This window comes from Streptomyces anthophorae (assembly GCF_049310305.1).
Lineage (GTDB): Bacteria > Actinomycetota > Actinomycetes > Streptomycetales > Streptomycetaceae > Streptomyces.
The window spans coordinates 4,831,067-4,850,674 of the sequence record NZ_JBLWQQ010000001.1; the positions used below are offsets into that span (position 1 = coordinate 4,831,067).

Genomic DNA, 19,608 nt, shown 5'->3' on the forward strand with positions numbered 1-19,608 from the left:
CGGCTCCCACCCCCACCGGGGAGGGGGCCGCGCGAAGTCGTGTCCACGGAGGCTCCGATGTCGCTCGTACGGGCGAAAGACGTGATGTTCGACTACACGTCGATGCGGATTCCCGCATGGTCGCGAGATCCGCTGCACTCCAAGGGGGAGTCCGCCGTGCGCCGTGTTCTCGCAGTCCAACGCATCAGCCGCGACACCGAATCGTCGTCCGCCCTTCTCCGCCAGGACGAGGAGCTCAGCGTGGCCCTGTGCGCCGGGGCGTACGAAGAAGTGGGCCGGGTCGTCGACTCGACCGTGTCCGGGGCGGTCAACCTGGACCAGAGGGCAAGCCTCGGCAAATGGTTGCGCGCACCCCTGGTCCACGAGTGGGACGCGCTCATGGTCACGAGCCAGGACCGCATCACGCGGGACGACATGCACTGGTGGCAGTTCGTCGATTGGGTGCTGAAGAACGGCAAGAGCGTCGTCGTGCTCGACGACCCCTCGTTCGACATCACCACCGAGGACGGCCGGATGGTGGCCGGTATCAAGGCGGCCCAGGCCGCCAAGTACCGGCGCGCCGTACAGGAGAAGCAGCTCGGCCGTACCGCCTACTTTCGTGACAACAAACTGTGGAACGGCGGGATCTGGCCGTACGGATACCGCGCCGTCGCCTTCGAGTTCAAGGGCGAACGCCGTAAGCACCTTGTCCCGGACCCGGTGACAGCACCGTTTGTACGCGAGGCGGTCGAACGCCTCGTCAGCGGTTCGTCCACGGTGTACGCCATCGTCCAGGACTGGAACGCGCGCGGGGTACCCACGGCCCGCGACCACCAGCGTCGCGTGCAGAACGCCGAGCGCCCGGAGCACGAGCACAGGCCCGAGACCGGAGGGTTCTGGGCCGTCACGCCGCTGCGCAACATGCTTCGTTCAGAGGCGCTCATGGGGGTCATGATGCATCGGTCCCGGCCTGTCGTCGGAGCGGACGGATCGGTGGTGCGGTGGGCCGATCCGCTCCTCACTCAAGAGGAGTTCACTGCGCTTCAGCGTGCTCTCACGACCGAGCACAGTGCCGTCATGTCGGCGGCAACGGCGGCAACGGCGGCGGCGGTGGCGGCCGGACGGCAGTCGAGGACTCCACTGGCCGGCGTCGTCCGCTGCTTCTGCGGTGCACCCATGCATGTGCGGACGCAGCGCAACAGGTTGAAGGGCGGCGGCGCCTCCGCCCTTGAGTACTACAACTGCAGGACCACGGCGGACGGCCCGCGATGCGAACTGCCGGCGTCCTGGCGGGTGGCAGCGTTGCACGAACGCGTGGAACAGGACTTCCTGAACCGACTGGGCGGCCGGGACATCATGAAGCGCACGCTGGTGCCGGGGCGCGACAGATCGGCCACGATCACCGAACTGCGGAAGGCGATCGACAACCTGGCCGCAGCGGTCGCGACCGCGGAAAGTCCGGCCGCCGTCGCGGCGCTGACCCGGAAGCTGGACGAGACGTCGAGAACCTTGGCGGTTCTGGAGCAGGAGCCTGTGATCCGGCCGCGCTGGATCGAAGAGGCCTGCGGCGAGACGTACGGGCAGCGGTGGCAGCGGCTCGACGGGTGGGCGAACCGCGCCGAACTGCTCAGGGAAGCCGGAGTCACGTACTTCGTGCGGGGGCAGCGGGCCGGCCAGGAGCTCTTCGGCCACCTGCCGGACCATCTCCTGCCCTCGGGAGAGCGCGACAGCGCCCCGCCCCGTTTCGCCGAAGAGCCCGAGGCGGGCACGCGTGCCTTTCTCACGGGCCTGCGGGTGGAGCGGGGGCTGAGCGCGGAGCTGTGGCCGTTCCGGAGGGCGGACGGGGACGTCGCGCGGGAGTCGCCGGGCGCGTAACCGGCGCACATTTCAGAATCGGCCCAAAGATGCAAGGCTGGCACCGCCAAGGCATCGCACCGGGCACCCTTGGCCGCAAGGGACGGTCCGTACGATGGGCCGAAACCACAGTGTCAGGAGCAGGAATCTTGTCTATCGACCCGTCCTCGATTCCCAACTTCGGGGGACAGCCCGAGCCGCAGGAAGGCGCGGGACCGGCCGGTCCCGTGGTTCCCGACCAGGAACTGGTCAAGCAGCTTCTGGAGCAGATGGAGCTCAAGTACGTCACCGACGAGGAGGGTGACCTCGCGGCGCCGTGGGAGGAGTTCCGTACGTACTTCATGTTCCGCGGCGAGGGTGACCAGCAGGTCTTCTCGGTGCGGACGTTCTACGACCGGCCGCACGGCATCGAGATCAAGCCGCAGCTGCTCGAGTCGATCGACGACTGGAACCGCCGCACCCTGTGGCCGAAGGTCTACAGCCACACCCACGACGACGGCACCGTCCGCCTCATCGGCGAGGCGCAGATGCTGATCGGCACCGGGGTCTCGCTCGAGCACTTCGTGTCGTCGACGGTCAGCTGGGTCCGCGCCGCGATCGAGTTCGACCGCTGGCTGGTGGAGCAGCTCGGCCTTGAGGCCGAGGTCGACTCCGCGGAGAAGCCGGAGGACGGCAACGACTCCGAGTGAGTCGGTGAGCCCCTGCGCCACGAACGACGAAGAGCCCGGTCCCGAGAGGGGCCGGGCTCTTCGTCGTTCGGACCGGCCGCCTACGATCCGTGGGCCGTCGGCTTCGGGTCGATGCGGAACAGTTCGCCGTCGACCTGGCCGATGAGGCCGTGGCGGCCCTCGGTCATCAGCTCGGGGGCGACGCCGCCTTGTACCGGTCGCTCGGGCAGGTCCACCTTGCCGCGCCAGCGCACCGCTCCGTCGTCGAGGTCGAGGCCGACCATGTTCCCGGTCGGGTCGAGGAAGTAGGCGACCCGGTCGGTGAGGTGCACGGCGGCGGCGGAGGCCAGTTCGTACGTGTCGGGGCCGGTGGGGTCCTTGCGGAGCCGGAGGCCGGTCGGGGTCGCCCACCGTTGTTTCCCGTCGGCGGCCGACCATGCGAGGGCCGTGCCGTCCTTGCGGACCACGAGCATGACGCCGTCCGCGATCACGCCGCCGCGCGGCCCGTCGGCGCGGTGCCGCGTCACCTTCTCGGTGCCGGTGTCGACGCGGGTCAGAGTGATGGGGCCGGGCTCGCCGAAGTACTTCTGCTTTCCGGCCAGGCCCGCGAGGAGCACGGTGTCGCCGTCCTTGCCGATATAGCTCGTCATGCCCTTGAGCGTCGCGGCGGTGTGCGGGCGGCCGGTGGACGGGTCGAGGCGGACGACGGTGCTGCGCTGCGGTGCCTTCTCGCTGTCCGGTGAGCACATCAGGTGCGGTACGCCGCCGATCGCGGCGGCGGTGCAGTCGGCCTGCTTCCACTTGTGCGTCCACAGGGTGCGGCCGGTCCTGGGGTCGAGGGCCGCCGCGCTCTTGAACGTGGGGGTGTTGGCGAGGATGCCGCCGTCGAAGAGCACCGCGGAGTCCGCGTCGCGGCTGTCGTCGGCGAGCTTGTGCTTCCAGAGCACCTTGCGGCTGTCGAGGTCGATGGCGACGAGGTCGGTGCCGGGGTTCGGTGTGCCCGGGGCGTGGTCGGCGTAGGAGTAGAGGATGCCGTCGCGGACGCCGGTGACCGAGCCCGCCGGGGTGCCGCCGCCGTCGGGGCGCGCGGCCTTGCGCTGCCACACGACCTTGCCCGTACGGGTGTCGATGCCGATGCCGTCGTAACCGGCGCCCCGGCAGTACACGGCGCCGGGGCCCGTGGCGCAGGCGTCCCATGTGGTCCTGCCGGGCAGTGTGGTCTGCCAGCGCAGTGTGCCCTCGCGGCTGACGTGGGTGGGCGACGCGTGGTTGCGGCCGCCCGTGCCGGTGACGAGGACGGTGCCGAAGGCGACGGCGGTGAGGCCGAGGGCGGCGCCGGTGACGCGCAGGGTGGTGCGGCGCCTGCGGCGGCGTACGAGACGGTCGGCGAGGTCCGTGGGGGCGGCGGTGGTGGTGTCGGGGGTCCACGCGTGCAGGACGTCCCGGAGGGTGCGGTCGAGCTGGTCGGCGTTCATGCGTGGGCTCCCTTCGGCGCCGTGCCGTTCGCGGGGCGGTCGGGATCGGTGGCGGCGGCCGGTGGCCGGGCGTCGAGTTCCGGCGCGAGTGTGCGCAGTCGGGCCAGGGAGCGGTGGGTGGTGCTGCGTACGGTGCCGACCGAGCAGCCGAGGGTGGCCGCCACCTCGCTCTCGGAGAGGTCCTCGAAGTAGCGCAGGACGAGCATGGTGCGCTGGCGCGGGGTGAGCCGGGCCAGGGCGCCTGCCATGGTGATCCGCAGGTCGGCGTCGGCGCTGCCGTCCGCGGTGCCCTCCTCGCGCCACACCGTGCGTGACGCGTCGAACGTCGGCTCGCGGTGCGGTCGGCGCAGTCGCCAGCGGCTGACCTGGTGCCGGTACATCACCTTGCGGACGTAACCCTCGGGGTCGTCGATGTGCTGCCAGCGCCCCAGCGTCTTCAGCAGCGCGGTCTGGACGAGGTCTTCGGCCTCGTGCCGGTCGCCGCCGGTGAGCAGGTTCGCCAGGCGGAGCAGGGTGCTCCACCTGGCGTCGACGAAGTCCCGGAATCTGAGCTGATCCTGCGGGTCCATTGGCCCTCCCGTTCTCTGACGCCCACAAGGACGCGCGGAGCACGGGACATCTATGCCTGTCGCGGCGGCCTTCTTCAATGGGCCGCCGGGAACTGCCGCAGGAACTCCGCTACCGGGTGCGCACCTTGGCGAGCCGTGCCGCCGCCTCGCTCAGTACCTCGTCCTGCTTGCAGAAGGCGAAGCGGACGAAGGGGGCGCCGGCCGTGCGGTCGTCGTAGAAGACGGCGTTGGGGACGGCGACGACGCCGCAGCGTTCGGGGAGGGCGCGGCAGAAGGCGAAGCCGTCGTCGAAGCCGAGGGGGCGGATGTCGGTGGTGATGAAGTAGGTGCCCTGGGGGCGGAAGACGGTGAAGCCGGCGTCCTCGAGGCCGGTGGCGAGGAGTTCGCGCTTGGCCGTCATGGTGGCGCGGAAGTCGGAGAAGTAGGTGTCGGGGAGGGCGAGGGCCTCGGCGACCGCGTACTGGAAGGGGCCCGCGGAGACGTAGGTGAGGAACTGCTTCGCGGAGCGGACCGCCGTGACGAGTTCGGGGGTCGAGGTGACCCAGCCGACCTTCCAGCCGGTGAACGAGAACGTCTTGCCGGCGCTGCCGATGGTGACCGTGCGTTCGCGCATGCCGGGGAGCGTGGCGAGCGGGATGTGTTCGGCGTCGCCGTAGGTGAGGTGTTCGTAGACCTCGTCGGTGACGACGAGGAGGTCGCGTTCGACGGCGAGCTCGGCGATGGCGGTCAGTTCGGCGCGGCTGAGGACGGTGCCGGTGGGGTTGTGCGGGGTGTTGATGAGGAGGAGGCGGGTGCGGGGGGTGATCGCGTCGCGGAGTTCGTCGAGGTCGAGGCGGAAGGAGCCTTCGTGGGGGCGGAGGGTGACCGGGACGCGGGTGCCGCCTGCGAGGGCGATGCTCGCGGCGTACGAGTCGTAGTAGGGCTCGAAGGCGATCACCTCGTCGCCGGGTTCGACGAGGGCGAGGAGGGAGGCGGCGATGGCCTCCGTGGCGCCGGCGGTGACCAGGACCTCGCGGTCGGGGTCGAGCTCCATGCCGTAGCGGCGCTGCTGGTGGGCGGCGATGGCGGTGCGCAGTTCGGGGATGCCGGGGCCGGGCGGGTACTGGTTGCCGTGCCCTTCGCGCAGCGCCCGTACGGCGGCCTCGCGCACCTGCTCGGGGCCGTCGGTGTCGGGGAAGCCCTGGCCGAGGTTGATGGCGCCGGTCTTGACGGCGAGCGCGGACATCTCGGCGAAGATCGTGGTCCCGAACTCGGCGAGGCGGCGGTTGAGGAGGGGGCGTGCGCTGGAGGTCATGGCGGCCATCCTGCGCCGAACCTCTGGACTTGCTCAACTCCTGCTTGGCCCGGCGCGGGCAGGGGCATTTCCCTGTCACGCCCGCACGGGGCGGCCCCTCGGGGGGTACGGGGGAAGAGAGAGGAGGGCCGGTGATGGAGACGTTCTTCATCGTGGTCTTCGTTGTGCTGGTTGTCGCCATCGTGCTCGGAACGGCCAAGGCGGGCGGCAGCGGCCGTTCATCCAGTACCTCATTGAAGAAGAACCGGGCCGGCCGGAGCAGCTGGTGGGCCGGTGGCGGTGCCGCGAGCGGCGGCGGTTCCTACGGGTGTTCGTCGTCCGGTGACTCCGGCGGCGGGCATCACGGTCACTCGTGCGGGGGCGGTTCCTCCTGTGGCGGGGGCGGCTCGTCGTGCGGTGGTGGCGGCGGGTGCGGGGGCGGCGGAAGCTGACGCACCTTGAACGGGCGTGCGGCCCGCGCGGAGGCGACTGACACGGGGCAGTCGGTCCGCGTGGGCCGCACGCTTGTCCGGTTGTGCCCTCGCAGGTTGTGCGCCGGGCGCGAAAGATGCTCGTGGAAGTTGAACAATTGAGCTGTGCTGCCCTCGGGGGGATGGAAACCCTCCGAAGTTGGGTAAAAACGCTGTGGTGGCGTCGCCCCCCATGATTCCCTTTAACCGTCAACGCAGCCCTCGTACTACGTAGTTATCGCGTTCTCGTGGGCACGAGCCGGCCCCTTTGATCCAGCCGGCCCCACCTCCCTTTGCGTGCTAGCGGAGCCGACCCATGCTCACGACCCTGAACACCGCCTATACCGATACGAGTGCGGCCGATCTGGCCTGGGCCCTCGGACGGGAGCCCTTGCCCGCGCTCGCCACGCTCGACCTGGACATCGACGATGTCAGGCTTCAGCTGAGGCTGCTCGGCGCCTCTCACCAGGTGCTGCTCGAGGAGGAGCGCGGCACCTGTTCGGAGACCGTGGCGTGCATCCCCGGCAGCAGCACGCCGCTCCCGCTGGGGGTCGCGAAGCGACTCGGCGACTGGGAGTACGAGTTCGCGGCCCGCGTCGAGCATTTGACGGCGGGTCAATTTGCGGGCCGCGCACAGGAGTTGCTGGCCCTCGTCGCCGACCACCCGAACGGGCTTGCCGGTGTCTTCCCCGGCAGCCCGCACGCCTTCACCGCGATGCTCGCCCAGCGGCACGAGGGGCAGGTGCACTGGCGCACCTGGCACGCCTATCCGCAGGACGGCCAGTTGGTCGCCACCCGTACGCGGGTGGGCGCGCGGATGCCGGTGGCCGCCGCGCTGTAGTCGCCGCGAGCCGGGCTCGCGGCGGAGGCGGGGGTCGCGGGTATGCCTGCGGTACGTCGGTTCCACACGTGTGGGTGACTGGACGGAGTCATGCGGTGACGTAGCGTTCCAGGGTGATCGAACCGCACCCGCCCGTGACGACCTCGGGCCCCAGGCCCTTGGGCGGTCCGGGCCGGGCCCCGCTCCCGGTGAAGCCGGGCACCGCCCGCTTCCTCGTCCTGGTGGGAGTCTTCGTCTGTGCGGCCTGCGGTCTGGTCTACGAGCTCGAACTGGTGGCGCTTGCCTCGTACTTGATGGGCGACTCGGTCACCCAGGCCTCCGTCGTGCTCTCCGTCATGGTGTTCGCGATGGGCCTCGGTTCGCTCGCCGCCAAGCGGCTGCGGCTGCGTGCCGCGGTCGGCTTCGGGATGATCGAGGCGCTGCTCGCGCTCGTCGGCGGCTCCAGCGCCATGGTGCTGTACGCGGTGTTCGCGTGGACCGGGGACTGGGGCGGGGCGTGGGCGGACGGGCCGCGCTGGCTGCTCGTCGGGTTCTCGCTGGCCATCGGGGTGCTGATCGGGGCGGAAGTGCCGCTGCTCATGGTGCTGATCCAGCGGATCCGGCGGCAGGACGCGAGCGGGGCGGTCGCCGATCTCTTCGCGGCGGACTATGTGGGGGCGCTGGTGGGAGGCCTGGCGTTTCCCTTCCTGCTGCTGCCGCTGCTCGGGCAGTTGACCGGGGCGCTGCTCACCGGGGCGGTCAACGCGGTGGCGGGGGCGGTGCTCGTCCTCGGGCTGTTCCGGCGGGACCTGAGCCGACGGGCCCGCTGGCTGCTGATCGTCGCGAACGTGACGGTGCTCGGGGTGCTCGCCACGTCGTGGGTGCTCGTCGACGACTTCGAGCGGGCGGCGCGGCACGCCCTGTTCGGGGCGGATGTGCGGGTCGCCGTGCAGAGCGGGGTGCAGGAGGTCGTGCTCACGGGCGGCGGGCGGCGCCCCGCGTCGCTCTTCCTCGACGGGCGGCTGCGGGTGGACGGGCAGGAACGGGGCCGTCCCTACCGGCAGTTCGTCGGCCCCGCGCTGCACGGCGGGCCGCGTGCGCGGGTCCTGATCCTCGGCGGGGGCGACGGGCTCGCCGCGCGCGAGGCGCTGCGCGCGCGGGGGGTGCGGCGCGTCGACGTCGTCGACCCCGACCCGGAGGTGGTGCGCCTCGCCCGGACCGATCCGGGGCTGAGCGAGCTGAACGGGCGGGCGCTCAGGGATCCGCGGGTGCGGGTGGTGACGGGGGACGTGTTCGCGTGGCTGCGGAGCGCGCCGCGGGCGGTGCCGTACGACGTGGTGGTGTGCGATCTGCCCGATCCCGGCAGCACGGCGAGCACGAAGCTGTACTCGCAGGAGTTCTACGGGTTGGTGGGGCGGGTGCTCGCGGACCGGGGGCGAGTGGTGGCGCGGGTGGGGGGTGGGGCGGGGCCGCTGGGGACGGCGGCCGCGACGGTGCGCTCCGCGGGGTTGCGGGTGGTGGCGTATCGCGGCGAGGGGGATGTGGGGTTTGTGCTGGCGGGGTGGGCCCCACCAGGGCCTCCGGCGGGTGAGCGGGTGGTTCGGACGGGGGCCGGGTTCGCACCGTCGACGTTGGTGCATCCCCGCTTTTCCGACTGACGTCTGGGCGGGGGTGTTGTTGCGCGGGGGCGGTGCCGGGGGGCGGAGCCTGTAGTGCTGACTCGCGGCGTCGTGGTCTTCGGCTGCGCCGGGCCTTGCTCATCTCCCACCCGCCCGCCCCCTTCGGGGGCTTCGGCCCCCCGGGGTTGTGCCCGGTGTGCGGCGCCTGTGGCGCCTGGCGCGCGGCGCCGTGGTTTTCGGCTGCGCCGGGCCTTGCTCGTCTCCCACCCGCCCGCCCCCTTCGGGGGCTTCGGCCCCTCGGGGTTGTGCCCGGTGTGCGGCGCCTGTGGTGTCTGGTGCGCGGCGTCGTGGTTTTCGGGCTGCGCCGGACTCCGGCCGTCTCCCACCCGCCCGCCCCCTCCGGGGGCTTCGGCCCCCCGGGGGCGAGTCGACCGTGGGGCGGTGCTCGCCCCCCCGGCGTCGATAGGCGCGCTGCGGTGTTCGGTCCCCCCTCGGGTGTACGGGGCAGGCGGGGGCGGTGCTCGGCCTCCCTCGGGTGTCGGGGCAGGCGGGTGGCGGTGCTCGGCCCCCGTGCGTCGAGGCAGGCGGGTGGCGGTGCTCGGCACCCGAGCGTCGAGGCAGGCGGGTGGCGGCGCTCGGCTCCCCCGGCGTCGAGGTAGGCGGGCCGCGGCGCTCGCCCCCCCCTCGGGTGTCGGGGCAGGCGCGCTGCGGTGCTCGCCCCCGTGCGTCGAGACAGCGGGCCGCAGTGCTCGCCCCCCCGGGCGTCGAGGTAGGCGGGCCGTGGTGCTCGCCCCCCCCGGGCGTCGAGGTAGGCGGGCCGCGGTGCTCGGCTCCCCCGGCGCCGAGGTAGGCGGGCCGCAGTGCTCGCCCTCCCCCGGGCGTCGAGGCAGGCGCGCCGCGGTGCTCGCCCCCCCCGGCATCGAAGTCGGCGCCCCGCCTCGGTGGGCCGTGGCAGGGCGGGGGTGGGCGCGGAGCGCGGTAGCACAGGAGTGGTGGCGGGAGTCGGAAAGTCGAAAGGTGGGGCGCGAAGGGGGTACACGTGAGCGATGGGGTCGCTAGGCTCGGCGGCATGGAGCATGAGGTGTTCGTTCCGGTTCCGGCGGAGTCACTGCGGGCGGTGCTCTGCGATTCCCAACGCGTCGACCGGGCCCTGCCCGGGTACCAGGGCGATGCCGCCGGTGGCGGAGGCCGTCTGAAGGTGCGTATCGGCGGGCACACCATCACGTACCGCGGCAGCGTCTCCGTGACGCAGTCGGCGGACGGGTCGTTCGCCGTGACGGGTGACGGCAGCGAGGCCCGCGGCGCGGGCGGCGTGAAGTTCGCCCTGACCGCCCGGGTCGCCGCGGTGGCGGGCGGCTCCTCGGTCACCTTCTCCGGCACGGGATCCGGCGACGGCCGCGTCGCGGAGCTGCCGCGCGAGGCCGTGGAATCGGCGGCCCACCGCCTGCTGAACCGTTTCGCGGAGAACCTGGGAGCGACCGGCCAGGAGCCCGGCTCGGACCCCGATGAGGACGCCCAGGACGCCCAGGACGCTCAGGATGTCGAGGACACCCACGACACCCACGACGCCCACGACGCCCACGACACCCAGGACGGCGAGGACGGCGAGAGCGGTGAGGATGTCGGCGCGGCCGCGGGGCCCGTCGATGACACCGTCGGGGGATCGGGGAGCAGCCCGGTCGGCGACCCTGCCGACGTCGACCACGAGACCCACGACCACTCCTCCGTCTTCGACACCGAGATTCCGCCGCCGTCCCTCGACCCCGCCGCCGGATCCGAGACCGAGCTCCCGGCGGAGCCGGTCGCCGCGCACGCCCGGCGCACCATGATCGGCCGCAGCGCGGAGGAGGTCGACCACGCGCCGCCGCGCGGCCGGTACGCCCCCGTTCCCGCCCCCGAGGGCGTCACGACCAGCGCCACGCTGCGCTGGGCCGCCCCCGCGGCCGCCGTCGCGCTCGCCTCCGCGATCGTCGTCGGCCGAGCCCTGCGCAGGCGCCGGTAGCCGTCCGCCGCATAGGCTCAGGAGCCGTGACGACACAGGAAACGACGCTGACCGCGGGCGACGCGGAAGTGACCGTGGCGCCGGGCAACGGCTGCCGTATCAGCAGCCTGAAGATCTCCGGCACCGAGCTGCTGCGGCAGGGCGAGAAGTACGGGTGCTTCCCGATGGTGCCGTGGTGCGGGCGCATCAGGGAGGGCCAGTTCCGCAACGGCGGCCACGTCCACCAGATGCCGCTGAACTCCCCGCCGCACGCCATCCACGGCTTCGGCCGGAACTCCGAGTGGACGACCGCGCGCGAGACCCGCACCGAGGCCGCCTTCACGTACGACCTCACCGACCCGTGGCCGTACAGCGGACGCGTCACGCAGCTCGTCTCGCTCACCGAGGACTCGCTGACGCTGTCGATGGGGATCGAGACGTACGGCGACTCGTTCCCGGCGCAGATCGGCTGGCACCCCTGGTTCAACCGGACGATCACCGACGGCGGCAGCAGCGTGCAGATCGCCTTCGACCCGGCCTGGCAGGAGGAGCGCGGCGCGGACCACCTGCCGACCGGCAAGCGCATCGAGGCCACCCCCGGGCCGTGGGACGACTGCTTCGGGATGCCCGAGGGGGTCGATGTCACGCTGAACTGGCCGGGGGCCCTTCAGGTCCAGGTGAAGAGCCCCGAGCAGTGGGTCGTCGTCTACGACGAGCAGGAGGCGGCCGTCTGCGTCGAACCGCAGACCGGCCCGCCGAACGGGCTGAACACGGCGCCGCGCCTGGTCACCCCGGTCGAGCCGCTGGAGGCGAGCACCACCTGGACCTGGCGCCACCTCTGAAACCGGGCCCCCGACCGGGCCCCTTAAGCTCGTAGGCATGACGACGAACGACGTGCGCGACGCGCTGCTGACGCAGATCAAGAACAAGGCCGTGGTGCACGGCAAGGTGACGCTCTCCTCCGGCATCGAGGCCGACTACTACGTCGACCTGCGCCGCGTCACCCTCGACGGCGAGGCCGCCCCGCTGGTCGGCCAGGTGCTGCTCGACCTGACCCGTCAGCACGGCCTTGAGTTCGACGCGGTCGGCGGCCTCACCATGGGCGCCGACCCGGTCGCGGGCGCGATGCTGCACGCGTCGGCCGCGCGCGGCGAGCGCCTCGACGCGTTCGTCGTCCGCAAGGCCGCCAAGGCGCACGGCATGCAGAAGCGCGTGGAGGGCCCGGAGATCAAGGGCCGTCGCGTGGTCGTCGTCGAGGACACGTCCACGACCGGTGGCTCCCCGCTGGAGGCCGTGCAGGCGGTGCGCGAGGCCGGGGCCGAGGTCGTCGCCGTCGTGACCATCGTGGACCGGGCCACCGGCGCCGCGGAGAAGATCACCGAGGGCGCCGGGGTCCCGTACCTCTTCGCCTTCTCGAAGGACGAGCTCGGCCTGGACTGACCCCTTCGGCCGCCGGGCTGGAGCATTCGCACGAGTCTGGAAAGATGGGGTCGACGACGATGTCACCCCCTGACGCTTGGTGAGGGTCAGCCGGAGCCGCTGAGAGCCACGACAACCCACACCCGCAACCCGCGCTTTTCTGAGGAGACGGCAGATGGCCATCGCAACCCCGGACCAGTACAACGAGATGCTCGACCGGGCCAAGGCGGGGAAGTTCGCCTACCCGGCCATCAACGTCTCGTCGACGCAGACCCTGAACGCCGCGCTCCAGGGCTTCGCCGAGGCCGAGTCCGACGGCATCATCCAGATCTCCACCGGCGGCGCCGAGTACCTCTCGGGCCAGGGCGTCAAGGACATGGTCGTGGGCGCCGAGGCGCTGGCCGAGTTCGCGCACGTCGCCGCCGCGCGCTACGACAACAAGATCGCGCTGCACACCGACCACTGCCCCAAGGGCAAGCTGGACGGCTACGTGCGCCCGCTGCTCGCGATCTCGCAGAAGCGCGTCGAGGCCGGCGGCCTGCCGCTGTTCCAGTCGCACATGTGGGACGGCTCGGCGGAGACGCTCTCCGACAACCTGGAGATCGCGCAGGAGCTGCTCGCCAAGGCCAAGGCCGCGAACATCATCCTCGAGATCGAGATCACGCCGACCGGTGGCGAGGAGGACGGCGTCTCGCACGAGATCAACGACAACCTCTACACCACGGTCGACGACGCGCTGCGCACCGCCGAGGCCCTGGGCCTGGGCGAGAAGGGCCGCTACCTGCTGGCCGCGTCCTTCGGCAACGTGCACGGCGTCTACAAGCCGGGCAACGTCGTGCTCCGCCCCGACCTCCTCAAGGAGCTGAACGAGGGCGTCGCCGCGAAGTACGGCCAGCCGGCCGGCTCCAAGCCGTTCGACTTCGTCTTCCACGGCGGCTCCGGCTCCACGGTCGAGGAGATCACGACCGCGCTGGAGAACGGCGTCGTGAAGATGAACCTCGACACCGACACCCAGTACGCCTTCACCCGCCCGATCGCGGGCCACATGTTCGAGAACTACGACGGCGTCCTGAAGGTCGACGGCGAGGTCGGCAACAAGAAGACGTACGACCCCCGCGTGTGGGGCAAGAAGGCCGAGGCGAGCATGACCGCCCGCATCGTCCAGGCCTGCGAGAACCTGCGCTCGACGGGTACGCGCATCAAGTAGGGCGCATCGCGTGCACGGGCCCGGTTCCCCCTCGGGGGAGCCGGGCCCGCGGCATGTCACCGCTCGTCGCCGGGGCGCTCGACGGGCAACGGGGAAGGCGCGGCACACTTGACCCCATGAACCTTCACGAGAACCTCCTCGGCGGCCCGCCCCCGACCGAGCTCCCGGACGACCCGGAGCCGCGCGAGCTGCTCGCGACCGGCACGGCCCCCGCGGACGTCGCCGCGAAGTACCCGACCTCCTCGCTCGCCTGGGCGCAGCTCGCCGACGACGCCTTCGAGCGCGGCAGCGTCGTCGAGTCGTACGCCTACGCCCGCACCGGCTACCACCGCGGCCTCGACTCGCTGCGCCGTGCCGGCTGGAAGGGCCACGGCCCGGTGCCGTGGGAGAGTGGCGGAAGATGTCATCGTGCACTCGGTGCCGCCGCTTCGTAAGAAGCGGCGGCATTTTTTGTGCTGCTAAGACTGCTACGACTGCAGCGGCTACTGCCGCTCCGGTCAGCGCTTCAGCGTCGCGTACGCCTCTTCGCTGCTGTCCTGAAGGAACTGCCAGCACCGCTCGGTCTCGTCCTTCTCCTCGATCGCGCCGGCGGCGCGGGCGAGAGCGGCGAGGCAGCGCAGGAACCCGCGATTTGCCTGGTGGTCCCAAGGGATGGGGCCGTGCCCCTTCCATCCCGCCCGGCGCAGGGAGTCGAGCCCTCGGTGGTAACCGGTGCGCGCGTACGCGTACGACTCGACCACACGCCCCGCCTCGAAGGCGTCGTCGGCGAGCATGGCCCAGGCGAGCGAGAAGGTCGGGTACTTGGCCGCGACATCGGCCGGCGACTGGGACTCCTCGCCCAGGAGGCGGTACGCCTCTTCGTTCTCCGGAAGGTACGTCGGGTCCGGTCCACCCAGCAGGTTCTTGTGCGTCGTCATGCCGCCAGTCTGCCACTTGCTGCCTGGTGTTCGGGATGGGCGCAGCGAAGCTCGGCCAGGGAGCGAATAGTGGCGAGAAGGGCGGTTGATGTATTCGTTCGCGGTGTGCGACGATCCCGCGCATGGCAGAACGACGGGGGCCCTCCGGTGGCATCCAGGTGGGCATCTACACCCGCATCAGCAAGGACGACGAGGCCGAGGGCCTGGGCGTCGTGCGGCAGGAAGAGGACTGCCGACTGCACTGTGCCGCGCGGGGGTGGGAGGTCGCCAAGATCTACGAGGACAACGACCTGTCCGCCTACAAGCGGAAGACCGTGCGCCCGGAGTTCCGGCAGATGCTGGAGGATCTCAAGGCCGGACGGATCGACGGCGTCGTGGTCTGGGACATCGACCGCTTCACACGGCAGCCGCGCGAACTCGAAGCATGGATCGATGAGTACGAGGACGCCGAGCGCCGCAAGCGTCATCTCGTCTTCGACTCCGTGTCGGCGTCGGACATCGACCTGTCCACGGAGAACGGCCGGTTCATCGCGCGGATCAAGGTCACCATCGCCAACAAGTCCTCGGCGGACACCTCGCGACGTACGAAGCGCAAGCACCTCGAACTTGCCACACAGGGAAAGCTGCCGGGCGGCCGAGCGCCGTACGGATGGAACCGTGAGGACCGCAGGACGGTAGTGCCGGAAGAAGCCGAGAACCTCCGCAAGGCGGTGAGGGACTTCCTGGGCGGCATCCGCTGGGCGACGATCGCGCGCGAGTGGCGGGATGCCGGAATCAGGTCGCACAGCGGTGGCTTCTTCGACGACTCCAAGATCAAGCGCATGCTGATGAACCCCCGGATCTGCGGCTACCGCATGCACCAGGGAGAGCTGTTCCTCGACGAGCACGGTGAGCCCGTGGCCGGAGACTGGGAGCCGGTCGTCACCCCGGACGAGTGGCATCTCCTTGTGGACAAGGTCCGGCAGGAGTCGGAGGGACGGGTCGTACGCGATTACGCCACCAAGTACCTGCTCTCCGGCATCGCCCGGTGCGGTCGATGCGGCACGAAGATGCGGGCCTTCCCGTCGTACCGGAAGTCGAAGACGTCGTCGCAGTTCAGGTACGCGTGCCCCGGAAAGAACGACGGGGGATGCGGGGGAGTGGCCAGGACGGGCGAGCCGGTCGACCGTCTCATCAGGAACGCCGTGTTCATCAGCTCGGACAAGGCGCTGACGGATGTCCGGACGCGTGCGCCGGAGTGGACCAAGGAGGAGGAACTGGCCTCCTTGGAAAGGGATATGGCGGAGTTCAAGCAGGCATGGCAGGAGAAGCGGATGTCCGCTGCCCGCTACGTCGCTCTCACCGATGACCTTGAGAAGCAGATGGCGGAACTCCAGAGGGAGCGTGCTCTCCACCGGGCCGAGGTGGCGACTTTTGCGGCCGGTCCCGTCGACGTACGGGAGCGGTGGGAGGACCTGACGATCGAGCAGCAGCGGGCAGCCGTGCTCAAGGTCTTCCGTGCGGTTGTCATCAAACCGGCGTCCAACGGGCCGGTCTTCGACCCGGCGGACATCGAACCGGTACTCAGGTAACGGCAACGCGTGGTGACGAACGAAAGCCGGGCCCTGTCGGCTCGAATGAGGCAGGGGCCCGGCTTCCGTTCGTTCACGCTCGTTCTATGCCGAAGATCCGGAGCAGGTCATCGACCCACTCCTCGTCACGGGCGGGGAGCTGGGCCTCTACACGGCGAAGCCACTCGTCCTCGGTCAAAGGGCCGGACCTCCCTCACCGTTCCCGCTGTGGCCGCTGCGTAGTTGAGCGAGCGACGGTGGGGCAGGGCGAGGGAGATGGCGGCGTTCGTGCGGAGGCCGAGGTGCGGTGGGGAGGGTGTGACGCAAGGGCGAATCCTCTTCGGGGCCCGGCGGGAGTGCGGCAACACCGACCCACCGGTTGATGGCTAGGGATGTGGTTGAGCTGACCGTGCCGAGTGTTTGCGGGCTCGGTGCGGTCGTGGAGTCTGGGGCCTACGCCTCGTCGTCGGGTGCGGCAGTGTCGTGTTCGCCGGGTGGCGGTGCGTACGCCTTCAGCAGGTGCTTGGAGGCTTCGGTTGCGATGGCATTGGAGACTGCGACGTCGGCTTCCTCCCTGATGTCGGGGTGCTCGGTGAGGTAGGCGTCGAGGGCGTCGCGCGCCTCGGTGAGGGTCGCGTTGGCGCGCTGTGTGGCGCGGAAGGCGTCGACGACCTCGTCGATGAGTTCCATGGCGCGGGCCTGGGCCGCGAGCTGCGGGGGGCCGACGAGGTTGCGCAGGTCGAGGCCGAAGACGTCGGCGAAGCCGATGGCCTCGTCGAGGTTGATGCGGCGTTTGCCGTTCTCGATGCGCCAGACCGCGGACGGGTTCATGTCGAAGCCGGCCTCGTTCAGGCGGTCGGACAGGGCGTTGGTGCTCCAGCCGCGTGCTTCGCGTTCCAGCTTGATGCGCACCGCGACGTTGCCCTCGCCGCTGAGCAGCACTCCTTCTGGCGGATCTTCATCGGCCACGACCGCCTCCTTCCGTTCGTAGGGGGTCTCTGCCATCCGCAGGGACCCAATAGTACCAGCAATTCTGCGACGCGCAGAGCAGTACTGCGATCTGCAATTCGTGTGGCATGCTGATAGCCCCACACCCCCTGCGCTCACAGGGGGCCAGGGCACGAAAAAGCCCCCGGCGATGCCGGGGGCTCAGGCGCAAACCTCTCAACCGCCATCCCTAGCGATCAACACGCGAGGCCGGGATTGCCGTCCCATATGGCCCGCGAGCAGAGGAGCTACAGCCCAGTATGGCCGATCCCGAACCGAACCGCACCACCCTGCCACCACTGCCGCCCGTGGAGGCACAGGAGCCTCCCGCCAACGTGGACGCCGAACGCGCGGTCCTCGGCGCCTGCATGCACGACGCCACCGTCATCGACACGGTCCGCCCCGTCCTGGGCGACGACGCCTTCCACTGGCCCGCGCACGAGACCATCTGGCGCGCGCTCCTCGCCCAGCACCGCGAGGACAGGCCGACCGACCCGATCGTGCTGAGCGAGCGGCTCCAGCAGCAGGGCGACCTGCGGCGCGTCGGCGACCGCAGCTACCTTCACCAGCTCGCCGACGCCCTCTACGCCACCACCAGCGCGGGGCACCACGCGGAGATAATCCGGGCTAAGGCCGACCTGCGGCGCCTCCGCAGCTCCGCCGTGCGTACCCTCCAGCGCGCCCAGGAGCCGGGCGCCGACCCCGAGGCGATCCGCAGCGAGGTCGAGACGGAGATGCGCGCCGAACGCGAGCGGGCGCTGGCCTCCGGGCAGGGACGCCTCAACCGCTTCGCCAAGGACGGATGGTCCTTCGTCACGGAGACCGGAGCGGACGCCGAGCCCCTTTGGGGCACCCGGGAACAGACTGTCTGGGCAACCGGCGAGAGCCTGATGATCGTCGGCGCTCCCGGGGTCGGGAAGACCACCCTGGCCCACCAGGTGATCTTCGCCCGGCTCGGCCTGCAGGAGACCGTCCTGGAGCTGCCGGTCGCCCCCAGCAGGCGGGTCCTGTACCTGGCCATGGACCGGCCCAAGCAGATCGCCAAGGCCATGGCGCGGCGCGTCTTCGACACCGACGAGACGATCCTGCAAGACGGACTCGTCGTCTGGCAGGGCCCGCTGCCCGCCACCCTCGACAAGGAGCCCGATCTCCTCGCCGACCTCGCCGCCGCCCACCAGGCCGACACCATCGTGATCGACAGCCTCAAGGACGCGGTCAGCACCATGGTCGACGACAGCCTCGCCGTCGCCTTCCACAACGCCCGCATGCGCGCCCTGCGCAGCGGCGTGGAGATCCTGGAACTGCACCACCAGCGCAAGGCCACCGCCGACGCCCCACGCGGCCAACGCCCCGCCCTCGACCAGGTCTACGGCTCCACCTGGCTCACCGCCGGCGCGGGCAGCGTCCTCTTCGTCACCGGCCGGGCCGGCGACCCCGCCGTCACCCTGCACCACCTGAAAACCCCCACCGGTGAGGTCGGCCCGCTGGACGTCACCCACGACCACAAGCGCGGCACCACCACCGTCGACCCCAGCCGGGACCCCGCAGTCCTGCTGCGCAACGCCGCCGGCGGGATGACCGTCCGCGAGCTCGCCGCCATCCTCACCGGCGGCAGCGAGCCAGAGCGTGCGGACGTGGAGAAGGCCAGGCGCCACCTGACCCGCCTCGTCGACACCGGCCTGGCCACCCGCGCCGACGGCATCGCCGGAGGAACCGGAGGCGGGCAGCAAGCCAGGTACTACGCCTCCGCCCGCCACCTCACCGCCGTCGGCTGAACCGTCCACAACCCCTGCAGAGCGTTCACGTGACCGTACACGCGCCCCTCACGCTAAACCGGCGCCGTGAACCGCTCGCGGCGTACACGGACACGGCAAAACCGCAGGTCAAACGATCACGGAACCGTGCACGCCGTACACGCACACAGGCGTTCACGGGCGGGGCCCCCTTTAGAAGGGGGCCCGCGTGTACGCCCCCTCGCGTGACCCCGCGTGAACGCCCCGAACCACCACCCCGCACAGCACCCTCCGGAGACCGAACCTTGCCCCTCCGCACCACCCCCACCACCGCCCAAAGCCTCAGCCCGACAGCAGGCACCGCAGCCATTCGCACCGGCATCGCCCTGCTCGCTGCGTTCGCCTTCGCCCTCTCCTACGACGCCCTGCGGCAGATGGCCGTCGCCACCCACATCCGCGGGCTCCTCACCTACGCATTCCCCCTCGTGATCGACGGGTTCATCGCCATCGGCGTCGGCGCCCTGCTCATGCTCCGCACCGCTCCGACTCACTCACGGGCGTACGTGTGGGCCCTCGTCGGTGCCGCGACCATGACCAGCATCTGGGCCAACGCCCTGCATGCCGTCCGCCTCAACGAGCAAAGCCGGCACAGCGGCGGCCTGCGGCTCGACAACGTCACCGTCGGCGGACTGTCTGCCATCGCCCCGCTCGCGCTGGCCGGTGCCGTCCACCTCTACATCGTCATCCGACGTCATCCCACAGCCCGCGACGAGGTGGCGTCGTACGAGCCCACCCCTGGCGACGTGGCTTCGGACGCCACCGATGTGGCGACGGTCTACAGCGCCGCCACCACACCGCACGAGCACCTGCCCTCCGATGTCTCCCCCGAGCGGCTCGCCCTCGCCCGCTCCGCACCCCTTGGCCGCCAAGGTCGTGCCTCGCGCCGCCACATCGAAGCCACTTTCCGCGAGCGGAACCTGACGATCGGGCGGATCGAGGCGGACCAACTGAAGGGCCTCGTCCAGAAGGAACTTGACGCCGCAGCCGACCGGCCGCAGTACGACGCAGACGCTGCCTGACGCCCGAC

General features: G+C 71.0%; 16 protein-coding genes and 1 pseudogene. 12 read left to right on the forward strand and 5 right to left on the reverse strand.

The window, feature by feature from the left end; genetic code table 11:
* Window positions 1-57 precede the first annotated feature (57 nt).
* Window positions 58-1,854, forward strand: coding sequence for a recombinase family protein (locus ACNYS0_RS22065; RefSeq protein WP_422476122.1), 1,797 nt, complete (start codon window positions 58-60; stop codon window positions 1,852-1,854).
* Window positions 1,855-1,982: 128 nt separating this feature from the next.
* Window positions 1,983-2,522: a YbjN domain-containing protein gene (locus ACNYS0_RS22070; RefSeq protein WP_422408208.1), complete on the forward strand. Its 540-nt coding sequence runs from the start codon at window positions 1,983-1,985 to the stop codon at window positions 2,520-2,522.
* 80 nt (window positions 2,523-2,602) lie between these two features.
* Here ACNYS0_RS22070 and ACNYS0_RS22075 read toward each other — a convergent pair whose 3' ends face one another.
* The 3 genes from ACNYS0_RS22075 to ACNYS0_RS22085 form a co-directional block, all read right to left on the reverse strand.
* Window positions 2,603-3,976, reverse strand: coding sequence for an outer membrane protein assembly factor BamB family protein (locus tag ACNYS0_RS22075; RefSeq protein WP_422476124.1), 1,374 nt, complete (start codon window positions 3,974-3,976; stop codon window positions 2,603-2,605).
* Window positions 3,973-4,545: a SigE family RNA polymerase sigma factor gene (locus tag ACNYS0_RS22080; RefSeq protein ID WP_422476126.1), complete on the reverse strand. Its 573-nt coding sequence runs from the start codon at window positions 4,543-4,545 to the stop codon at window positions 3,973-3,975. The genes ACNYS0_RS22075 and ACNYS0_RS22080 overlap by 4 nt, the downstream gene beginning before the upstream one ends.
* 109 nt (window positions 4,546-4,654) lie before the next feature.
* Window positions 4,655-5,848, reverse strand: a complete 1,194-nt coding sequence (locus tag ACNYS0_RS22085; protein WP_422476128.1) for a pyridoxal phosphate-dependent aminotransferase — start codon at window positions 5,846-5,848, stop codon at window positions 4,655-4,657.
* Between the two features lie 756 nt (window positions 5,849-6,604).
* Between ACNYS0_RS22085 and ACNYS0_RS22090 the strand changes: the two genes are divergently transcribed.
* From ACNYS0_RS22090 to ACNYS0_RS22120, 7 genes and pseudogenes are all read left to right on the forward strand, one after another.
* Complete coding sequence (locus tag ACNYS0_RS22090) at window positions 6,605-7,129, forward strand: DUF2617 family protein (protein ID WP_422476130.1); 525 nt, start codon at window positions 6,605-6,607, stop codon at window positions 7,127-7,129.
* A 113-nt stretch (window positions 7,130-7,242) separates the two neighbouring features.
* Window positions 7,243-8,766, forward strand: a complete 1,524-nt coding sequence (locus ACNYS0_RS22095) for a polyamine aminopropyltransferase (RefSeq protein ID WP_422476132.1) — start codon at window positions 7,243-7,245, stop codon at window positions 8,764-8,766.
* 1,030 nt (window positions 8,767-9,796) lie between these two features.
* On the forward strand, window positions 9,797-10,729 hold the full coding sequence (locus ACNYS0_RS22100) for an SRPBCC domain-containing protein (protein ID WP_422476134.1): 933 nt from the start codon (window positions 9,797-9,799) through the stop codon (window positions 10,727-10,729).
* A gap of 26 nt (window positions 10,730-10,755) precedes the next feature.
* Window positions 10,756-11,550 (forward strand): aldose epimerase family protein, encoded by a 795-nt coding sequence (locus ACNYS0_RS22105; protein ID WP_422476136.1) that lies wholly within the window; start codon window positions 10,756-10,758, stop codon window positions 11,548-11,550.
* Window positions 11,551-11,587: 37 nt separating this feature from the next.
* Complete coding sequence (gene pyrE / locus ACNYS0_RS22110; protein ID WP_422476138.1) at window positions 11,588-12,148, forward strand: orotate phosphoribosyltransferase; 561 nt, start codon at window positions 11,588-11,590, stop codon at window positions 12,146-12,148.
* A gap of 154 nt (window positions 12,149-12,302) precedes the next feature.
* A complete protein-coding gene (gene fbaA, locus ACNYS0_RS22115) occupies window positions 12,303-13,334 on the forward strand; it encodes a class II fructose-bisphosphate aldolase (RefSeq protein ID WP_422408201.1) in 1,032 nt (343 codons plus the stop codon).
* Window positions 13,335-13,450: 116 nt separating this feature from the next.
* Window positions 13,451-13,723: pseudogene (locus tag ACNYS0_RS22120) on the forward strand (DUF3151 domain-containing protein); the annotation flags it as partial.
* Window positions 13,724-13,831: 108 nt separating this feature from the next.
* On the opposite strand, the gene ACNYS0_RS22125 reads toward ACNYS0_RS22120, so the two are convergent.
* On the reverse strand, window positions 13,832-14,251 hold the full coding sequence (locus tag ACNYS0_RS22125; RefSeq protein ID WP_422476140.1) for a DUF3151 domain-containing protein: 420 nt from the start codon (window positions 14,249-14,251) through the stop codon (window positions 13,832-13,834).
* 122 nt (window positions 14,252-14,373) lie between these two features.
* On the opposite strand from ACNYS0_RS22125, the gene ACNYS0_RS22130 reads away from it, so the two are divergent.
* On the forward strand, window positions 14,374-15,822 hold the full coding sequence (locus ACNYS0_RS22130; protein ID WP_422476142.1) for a recombinase family protein: 1,449 nt from the start codon (window positions 14,374-14,376) through the stop codon (window positions 15,820-15,822).
* A 432-nt stretch (window positions 15,823-16,254) separates the two neighbouring features.
* Here ACNYS0_RS22130 and ACNYS0_RS22135 read toward each other — a convergent pair whose 3' ends face one another.
* Window positions 16,255-16,806, reverse strand: coding sequence for a helix-turn-helix domain-containing protein (locus ACNYS0_RS22135; protein WP_422476144.1), 552 nt, complete (start codon window positions 16,804-16,806; stop codon window positions 16,255-16,257).
* 242 nt (window positions 16,807-17,048) lie between these two features.
* Here ACNYS0_RS22135 and ACNYS0_RS22140 point away from each other — a divergent pair, with 242 nt between their 5' ends.
* Together ACNYS0_RS22140 and ACNYS0_RS22145 are read left to right on the forward strand one after the other, a co-directional pair.
* On the forward strand, window positions 17,049-18,563 hold the full coding sequence (locus tag ACNYS0_RS22140; RefSeq protein WP_422476146.1) for a DnaB-like helicase N-terminal domain-containing protein: 1,515 nt from the start codon (window positions 17,049-17,051) through the stop codon (window positions 18,561-18,563).
* Window positions 18,564-18,826: 263 nt separating this feature from the next.
* Window positions 18,827-19,600: a DUF2637 domain-containing protein gene (locus ACNYS0_RS22145; RefSeq protein WP_422476148.1), complete on the forward strand. Its 774-nt coding sequence runs from the start codon at window positions 18,827-18,829 to the stop codon at window positions 19,598-19,600.
* Window positions 19,601-19,608 lie beyond the last annotated feature (8 nt).